The sequence below is a fragment of the Kitasatospora sp. NPDC056327 genome (assembly GCF_042261735.1).
Classification (GTDB): domain Bacteria; phylum Actinomycetota; class Actinomycetes; order Streptomycetales; family Streptomycetaceae; genus Kitasatospora.
In genome coordinates, this window is sequence record NZ_JBHJRC010000362.1 from 1 (window position 1) to 7694 (window position 7694).

At 72.6% G+C, this 7694-nt stretch carries 5 protein-coding genes and 1 pseudogene; 4 read left to right on the forward strand and 2 right to left on the reverse strand.

Annotated elements, in window-relative coordinates:
• Window positions 1-277 precede the first annotated feature (277 nt).
• The 4 genes from efeO to ACFCX4_RS32715 all read left to right on the forward strand — a co-directional run bounded on the left by efeO (window position 278) and on the right by ACFCX4_RS32715 (window position 4674).
• Window positions 278-1420 carry an iron uptake system protein EfeO gene (gene efeO, locus ACFCX4_RS32700; RefSeq protein WP_376150475.1) on the forward strand — a complete coding sequence of 381 codons (1143 nt, stop codon included), beginning with the start codon at window positions 278-280 and terminating at the stop codon, window positions 1418-1420.
• Window positions 1421-1560: 140 nt separating this feature from the next.
• Entirely contained in the window at window positions 1561-2886 is a 1326-nt protein-coding gene (gene efeB, locus ACFCX4_RS32705; RefSeq protein WP_376150477.1) for an iron uptake transporter deferrochelatase/peroxidase subunit, read from the forward strand.
• 55 nt (window positions 2887-2941) lie between these two features.
• Complete coding sequence (efeU, locus tag ACFCX4_RS32710; protein ID WP_376150479.1) at window positions 2942-3796, forward strand: iron uptake transporter permease EfeU; 855 nt, start codon at window positions 2942-2944, stop codon at window positions 3794-3796.
• 230 nt (window positions 3797-4026) lie between these two features.
• Window positions 4027-4674: an HNH endonuclease family protein gene (locus tag ACFCX4_RS32715; protein ID WP_376150483.1), complete on the forward strand. Its 648-nt coding sequence runs from the start codon at window positions 4027-4029 to the stop codon at window positions 4672-4674.
• Between the two features lie 189 nt (window positions 4675-4863).
• Here ACFCX4_RS32715 and ACFCX4_RS32720 read toward each other — a convergent pair whose 3' ends face one another.
• Window positions 4864-7419, reverse strand: a complete 2556-nt coding sequence (locus ACFCX4_RS32720) for an ABC transporter permease (protein ID WP_376150481.1) — start codon at window positions 7417-7419, stop codon at window positions 4864-4866.
• Window positions 7420-7526: 107 nt separating this feature from the next.
• A pseudogene (locus ACFCX4_RS32725) lies at window positions 7527-7694 on the reverse strand (ABC transporter ATP-binding protein); the annotation flags it as partial.

A 7694-nucleotide genomic window follows, 5' to 3' on the forward strand; every position in this document is an offset into this window, starting at 1 on the left:
GGCACCGAACGGTGCGCGCCCCTTTACCACTTCTTTGCCCTGTGGACCAAGCCCCGATGCGCCCCCGGTGGCCGGAAATCGTCTGCGAACCGACCGCCGTGGCGCCGTCCGCCCCCTCCCACCTGCACCGTTTCGTGACCGCCCCCGGTGTAGACGGCAAAATCCGATATCCCTAAGGTATGCCTTAGCTAAGTGGGCGGTGGTGCCGGCACCGCCGTTGTTCCCGCCCGCGCTCAGCCCTGCCCTGAAACGCCCTGCCCTGACCGCTGGAGCCCGCATGTCCGCCCGTCGTTCCACCGCAGCCACGCTGCTCACCCTCGCCGTGGCGACCGCCGCACTGGCCGGATGCTCGCAGAAGAAGGACGACAAGGCCGCTGCCGACGCCGTCAAGGTCAACGCCACCGACACCGCGTGCGAGGTCTCGAAGACCACCTTCCCGGCCGGTCACGTCGTCCTCGACATCTCCAACAAGGGGTCGAAGACCACCGAGGTCTACGTCTACGCCGCCGGCGACAAGATCGTCACCGAGCGCGAGAACATCGGCCCGGGCACCAAGGCGACCATCAACGCCGAGATCAAGGCCGGTTCGTACGAGATCGCCTGCAAGCCGGGCATGGTCGGCGACGGCATCCGCCAGAAGATCACCGTCACCGGTGACGGCGGCTCGGCGGCGCCGGCCGACCCGCGGCTGACCGCGGCCGTCGACGCCTACCGCAAGTACGCCCAGGAGCAGGCCGACGCCACCATCCCGGCCGTCGAGGCGTTCGCCGCGGCGATCAAGGGCGGCGACCTGGAGAAGGCCAAGTCCCTCTACGCGCCGTCCCGCACCGGCTGGGAGCGGACCGAGCCGGTCGCCGAGAGCTTCGGGGACGTCGACCCGAAGACCGACACCCGCGAGGACGGTCTGGAGCAGGGCCAGGAGTGGACCGGCTGGCACAAGCTGGAGAAGTCGCTCTGGGCCGACGCGAAGATCGGCGACGACGAGAAGAAGCTCGCCGACCAGCTGGTCGCCGACCTGAAGGACTGGCAGAAGAAGATCCCCGAGGCGGAGATCACCGCGACCAGCATGGCCAACGGTGCCAAGGAACTGCTGGACGAGGTCGCCACCGGCAAGGTCACCGGCGAGGAGGACCGCTACAGCCACACCGACCTGGCCGACTTCGCCGCCAACGTCGAGGGCGCCAAGAAGGCCTACGAGCTGCTGAAGCCGGTCGCCTCCGAGAAGGACGCCGCGCTGGCGAAGACGCTGGACACCGAGTTCGCCGCCATCGAGACCCTGCTCGCCAAGTACAAGCAGGCGGACGGCGCCTACACCCCGTACGACAAGGTCACCGAGACCGAGCGCAAGACCTTCTCCGACGCGGTCAACTCGCTGGGCGAGCCGCTGTCGAAGCTGGCCGCCGCGGTGGTCGCGAAGTAACGCCCGCCGCCCGGTGCGCGCCGGCCAGTGGCGCGCACTGGGCACCGCACCGCGTACCGCACCGCACCCGCACTCCGCCGTGGCGGCCCCGTGGCCGCCGCGGCATCCGTGAGTCAGCACAGAGAAGGGTCCACCCGCCCATGGACGCCGAGAGCGCCGAGAAGCCCGAGAGCGCCGACCGCCCCGCGGGGCAGCAGCCGGCCGCCGTCACCACCGCCGACCGCGCCGCCGTCAGCCGCCGTGCCGTGATCGGCTGGGCGGGCGCCGGCGTCGCGCTGGGCGCCGCCGCGGTCGGCTCGGTCGCCGCCGCCACCCGCCAGGACGACGACGCCCCGGCACAGGCTGCCGCGGCCGCCGCGGACATCCCCTTCTACGGCGACCACCAGTCCGGCATCGCCACGCCGGTCCAGGACCGGCTGCACTTCGCCTCCTTCGACGTCTCCGCGTCGGCCACCCGGGACTCCCTGGTGCGGATGCTGAAGGAGTGGACCAGGGCCGCCGCCGCGATGACCGGCGGGCGCGAGGTCGGCAGCGGCGCGGCCAGCGGCCTGCCCGAGGCGCCGCCGGACGACACCGGCGAGGCGCTGGGCCTGCCGGCCTCCCGGCTGACCCTCACCGTCGGCTTCGGCCCGACCCTGTTCGAGAAGGACGGCGTCGACCGCTTCGGCCTGGCGGCCAGGCGGCCCGAGGCCCTGATCGACCTGCCGAAGTTCAAGGGCGACAACCTGGACCCGCAGCGCAGCGGCGGCGACCTGTGCATCCAGGCCTGCGCCGACGACCCGCAGGTCGCCGTGCACGCGATCCGCAACCTCGCCCGGATCGGCATGGGCACGGTCAACATCCGCTGGTCCCAGCTGGGCTTCGGCAAGACCTCCTCGACCACCCCGGACGCCCAGACCCCGCGCAACATGATGGGCTTCAAGGACGGCACCCACAACATCGCGGGCACCGACACCGCGAGGCTGGCCGAGCACGTCTGGGCCGCCCCCGGCGAGGGCCCGGAGTGGATGACCGGCGGCTCCTACCTGGTCGCCCGCCGGATCCGGATGCACATCGAGACCTGGGACCGCACCTCGCTCAAGGAGCAGGAGGACGTCTTCGGCCGGACCAAGGGCGAGGGCGCCGCGTACGGCCGGACCAAGGAGCACGAGGACCCGGACCTCAAGGCGATGCCGCAGGACGCGCACGTCCGCCTCGCCCACCCGGACTCCAACGGCGGCCACATGATCCTGCGCCGCGGCTTCTCCTTCACCGACGGCACCGACGGCCTCGGCCGGCTCGACGCGGGCCTGTTCTTCCTGGCCTACCAGCGGGACAGCCGCAAGGCCTTCGTCCCGCTCCAGCAGCGGCTCGCGGCCTCCGACGCGCTCAACGAGTACATCCAGCACGTGGGTTCGGCCCACTTCGCCTGCCCCGCGGGCGTCCGCAAGCCCGGCGAGTGGTGGGGCCAGGCCCTCTTCGGCTGAGCCCGACCTCCCACCCGTCTCGCCCGTACCACCTCTTCACCCCCCAGGAGCCAGCGTGTTCGCCAACTACCTGATCGGCCTGCGCGAAGGACTCGAAGCCAGCCTGGTCGTCTGCATCCTCATCGCCTACCTGGTCAAGACCGGCCGCCGGGACAGCCTCCGGCCCGTCTGGGCGGGCGTCGGCGTCGCCGTCGTCCTCAGCCTGGGCTTCGGCGCCGTGCTGCAGTACGGCTCGACCCAGCTCAGCTTCGAGGCGCAGGAGGCGCTCGGCGGCACGCTGTCGATCATCGCCGTCGGTCTGGTCACCTGGATGGTGTTCTGGATGCGCCGCACCGCCCGCCACCTGAAGTCCGAGCTGCACGGCAAGCTGGACGCGGCCCTCGCCATGGGCACCGGCGCGCTGGTGGTCACCGCCTTCCTGGCGGTCGGCCGCGAGGGCCTGGAGACGGCGCTGTTCATCTGGACGGCCGTCCAGGCCACCGAGGACGGCTACAACCCGATCGTCGGCGCGGCGCTCGGCCTGCTGACCTCGGTGGTGCTGGGCTGGCTGTTCTACCGGGGCGCGCTGAGGATCAACCTGGCGAAGTTCTTCACCTGGACCGGCGCCATGCTGGTCGTGGTCGCCGCGGGCGTGCTGGCCTACGGCGTGCACGACCTCCAGGAGGCCGGCTGGCTCGGCGGCCTGCACCAGGCGGCCTTCGACATCAGCAGCACCATCCCGAAGGACAGCTGGTACGGCACCCTGCTCAAGGGCGTCTTCAACTTCCAGCCCGACCCGACGGTCCTCCAGCTCGCCGTCTGGGAGGCCTACCTCGGCCCGGTGCTGACCGCGTTCCTGGTCGGCACCGCCGGCGGCGGCCCGGCCAAGCCGGTCGCCCCGAAGCCGGTGGAGGCCGAATCGGCCGCCTGAGCGAACGATTCGAGCCTCGCAGGACCCCCGACCGCCCCGTCCGGCCACCCGCCGGACGGGGCGGTCCGCGTTGTGCGCGGACGCCGGGAGCTGACTGCGAGTCAAAGTTCACCTGGCGGCTCTACCCGCGTAAACCCCCTGCGCCGCATGCTGGTTGGCAACCCGGGCCGGTTCCCGCCCGGGGGCTCTCCCCTGCCCTCCTCGACCCAGGAGTCCCCCGCATGTCCGCGATCTCCGCCATACGCGCCCCCCGCCGCGTCCTGGCCGCCGCCTTCGGCGCCCTGCTGCTCGCCCTCACCACGCTGCTGACCGGCGCCGGCACCGCCCAGGCCGCCCTGCCGACCCCGGTCTCGGCCGCCACCGCCCGCAGCTACCTCGCCTCCATCGCGGTGACCGCCGAGTCCCACGAGAGCACCTACGACCGTGCGCTCTTCCCGCACTGGATCACCGTCTCCGGTACCTGCAACACCCGGGAGACGGTCCTCAAGCGGGACGGCAGCAACGTCGTCACCGACTCCAGCTGTGCCTCGGTCAGCGGCAGCTGGTTCTCGGTCTACGACAACGTCACCACCACCAGCGCCTCGACCTTCGACATCGACCACCTGGTCCCGCTCGCCGAGGCCTGGCGCTCGGGCGCCTGGGCCTGGACCACCGCCCAGCGCCAGGGCTTCGCGAACGACCTGACCCGCCCGCAGCTGATCGCCGTCTCCGCGAGCTCCAACCGCTCCAAGGGCGACCAGGACCCGGCCGGCTGGCTGCCGCAGGCCTCGTACCGCTGCACCTACGCCCGCGCCTGGGTGCAGGTGAAGTACTACTACGGTCTCTCCGTCGACAGCGCGGAGAAGAGCGCGCTCTCCTCGATCCTCAACGGCTGCTGAGGAAACGTTCGTCCGCACCCGCGCCCGCTGTGACGCGCCGGACCGCCACCGGCCGGCCGGTCACCCGGCCGGGCCCGGAACCCCGTAGCGGGGTGCGCCCGGGCAGCCGGCGCGCGGTGCCCGAGAGCACGCCGCCCGCCGGGAGGGATCCCGGCGGGCGGCGGTGCGGAGGGGGCGGCGGCGGAACCGCTACCCGCTCTTGATGGCGCCCAGGATGTCCGTCCGGGCCGCCCGGCGGGCCGGCCAGAGCGCGGCGAACAGGCCGACCAGCGCGGCGGCGGCCAGGAAGAACGCGATCTGCAGCGGCGGCACGACCAGGGACATGTCCTTGAACGAGTTCGCCATGGAGCGGGTGCCGGCCCAGGCGATGACGACGCCGAGCAGCACGCCGACCACCCCGCCGAACAGCGCGATCATCAGCGACTCCAGCCGGACCATCCGGCCGATGCCGCGGCGGTCCAGACCGATCGCCCGCAGCATGCCGATCTCCCTGCGGCGCTCGAACACCGACATCGCCATGGTGTTGATCACGCCGAGCACCGCGACCAGCACGGCCATGCCGAGCAGCCCGTACATGGTGTTCAGCATGAAGGACACGATCCGGCTGTTCTCCGCCTTGATGTCCTTCTCGCCCTTGACGGTGATCAGCGGGTTGCCGCCGGTGGCGTCGCGCAGCGCCTGCTTGAGCGCCGGGGTCGGACCGTCGGCGCCCTTGACCAGGACCTTCTCCAGGCCGGTGCCGGGCGCCGCGTGCGGGCCCACCACCTGGTCGGGGGCGACCAGCCCGGAGACCACGGTGTTGCCCTCGACCAGGGCGCCGACGGTCAGGGTGCCGCCGGTCCCGTCGGGGTAGGTGACGTCGAGCGTCGAGCCGACCGCGAGGCGGTTGCGCTCGGCGTAGCCGGTGGTGGCGATCAGCCTGCCCTGCTTGAGCGCGTCGGCCGAGCCGGCGGTGAACTCCAGGTCGGTCAGCCGGTCGAAGGTGGTCGCGTCGACGGCGGTGAGGACCGGGGTGTCGTCACCGGCCTCCACCCGGACCTCGCGCACGACGCTCGTCGCGGTGACCCCGGGGGTCCTGGCGATCTGGCCGGCGACCTCGGGGGAGAGCGTCGAGAAGTTCTCCATGGCCACGGTGTAGTCGGCCTTGAGATCGCTCGTGGTGGCCGCGTCGACGGCCTTGTTGACCGAGGCGCCGACCACGCTCAGCGCGGTGATCAGGGTGACGCCGATGGTGAGCGCCGAGGCGGTGGCGGCGGTGCGGCGCGGGTTGCGCACCGCGTTCTCGCGGGCCAGCCTGCCGGGCGTGCCGAACAGCCCGCGCAGCACCGGGGCGAACAGGGCGATCACCGGGCGGGACAGCAGCGGGGTGAGCACGAACACGCCGATCATCAGCGCGGCGGAGCCCACGCCCACCAGGGTGGTCGACTCGGCGGCCACGCCGCCGAGCAGGCCGGCGGCGCCGAACGCGGAGAGGACCAGGCCGATGCTGTTGCGGATCACCAGGGACTTGTGGGTGGCGGGCTGCTCGGCCGAGCTCATCGCGGCGATCGGGGCGATCCGGGAGGCGCGCAGCGAGGGCAGCAGGGCGGCCAGCACGGTCACCACGGTGCCGACGGCGATCGAGCCGATCACCGTGGAGGGGGCGATCACCAGCGGCCCGTCCGGCAGGTTGGCCTCCATCGGGCCGTTGAGCAGGGAGCGCAGGCCGGTGGCGATGCCGATGCCGGCGAGCAGGCCGCCGACGGAGGCGGTCAGGCCGACCAGCAAGGCCTCGGCCAGCACCGAGAGGGTGACCTGCTTCCGGCTGGCGCCGACGGCGCGCAACAGGGCGAGCTCCTTGGTGCGCTGGGCGACCAGCATGGTGAAGGTGTTGGCGATGATGAAGATGCCGACGAACAGCGAGATGGCGGCGAAGACCAGCAGGCCGGTGGCCATGCCCTTGGTGGCGGCGGCGATCATCCGGTCCTGCTCGGCCGCGAGCTCGCGGCCGGTGCGGGCCTCGATGTCGTCGGAGGCGGGCAGGGTCTGCCGGACGGCGGTGAGCAGCGCGGCGTCGTCGGTGCCGGGCCTGCCCTTGACGTCGATCTCGGCGAACCGGCCGGGGCTCAGGTAGAGCTGCTGGGCGGTGGCGGTGTCGAAGGCGGCGAGCGAGCCGCCGGAGACGACCCGGGGGTCGTTGGTGTTCACGGTGCCGGTGAGGGTGAGCTCCATGACCGGGCCGTTGACGGCGACCCGGACGGTGTCGCCCACCTTGTAGCCGCCCTTCTCGGCGGTCCTGGTGTCCAGTGCGACCTCGCCGGGGTTGCGCGGGCCGCGGCCGTCGACCAGCGGGTAGCGCGGGTCGGTGCCGTCGGTGCCGGGGACGTAGTTGGTCCCGGTGGTGGCGAAGCCGCTGCCGATCAGCGCGCCCTTGCGGTCGGCGATGCCGGCGAATCCGGTGACCACGCCGCGGGCCTCGGCGGTGCCGGGCAGGGCGGCGATCGCCTTGCGGGTGTCCTCGGTGAGGGAGGGGCCGCGCGAGGCCCTGCCGCCGTGGTCGTACCCCGTGCCGACCGCGCCGCTGTCGCTGACGGTGACGGCGATGTCGGTGTAGCTCTTGGCACCCTGGGCGCGCATGGCGCTGCCGAGGGTGTCGGTGAAGACGAGGGTGCCGGCCACGAAGGCGGTGCCGAGGAGGACGGCGAGCGTCGTCATCAGCAGCCGGGCCTTGTGGGCCAGCACGTTGCGCAAAGCTGTGCGGTACATGGAGGGGAGTCAGTCCTGAGGGTCGTGGGGACGGCGGCCGGTGACGGCCCGGGCCGGTGGGTGCGACGGGGGACGGCCGGCCGCGGGGGACGGCCGGTGCCGTGGCGTCAGCTGGTGCGGCCCTTGGCGTCGAAGCGGCGCATGCGGTCCAGGACGGTGTCCGCGGTGGGGTTCACGAGCTCGTCGACGATCCGGCCGTCGGCGAGGAAGACGACGCGGTCGGCGTAGGAGGCGGCGACGGGGTCGTGGGTGACCATGACGACGGTCTGGCCGAG

What these genes read in the sequence shown, in the direction of transcription:
- efeO (WP_376150475.1), top strand. Translation starts at nt 278, where the DNA reads ATGTCCGCCCGTCGTTCCACCGCAGCCACGCTGCTCACCCTCGCCGTG.
- efeB (WP_376150477.1), top strand. Translation starts at nt 1,561, where the DNA reads ATGGACGCCGAGAGCGCCGAGAAGCCCGAGAGCGCCGACCGCCCCGCG.
- ACFCX4_RS32720 (WP_376150481.1), bottom strand. Translation starts at nt 7,419, where the DNA reads ATGTACCGCACAGCTTTGCGCAACGTGCTGGCCCACAAGGCCCGGCTG.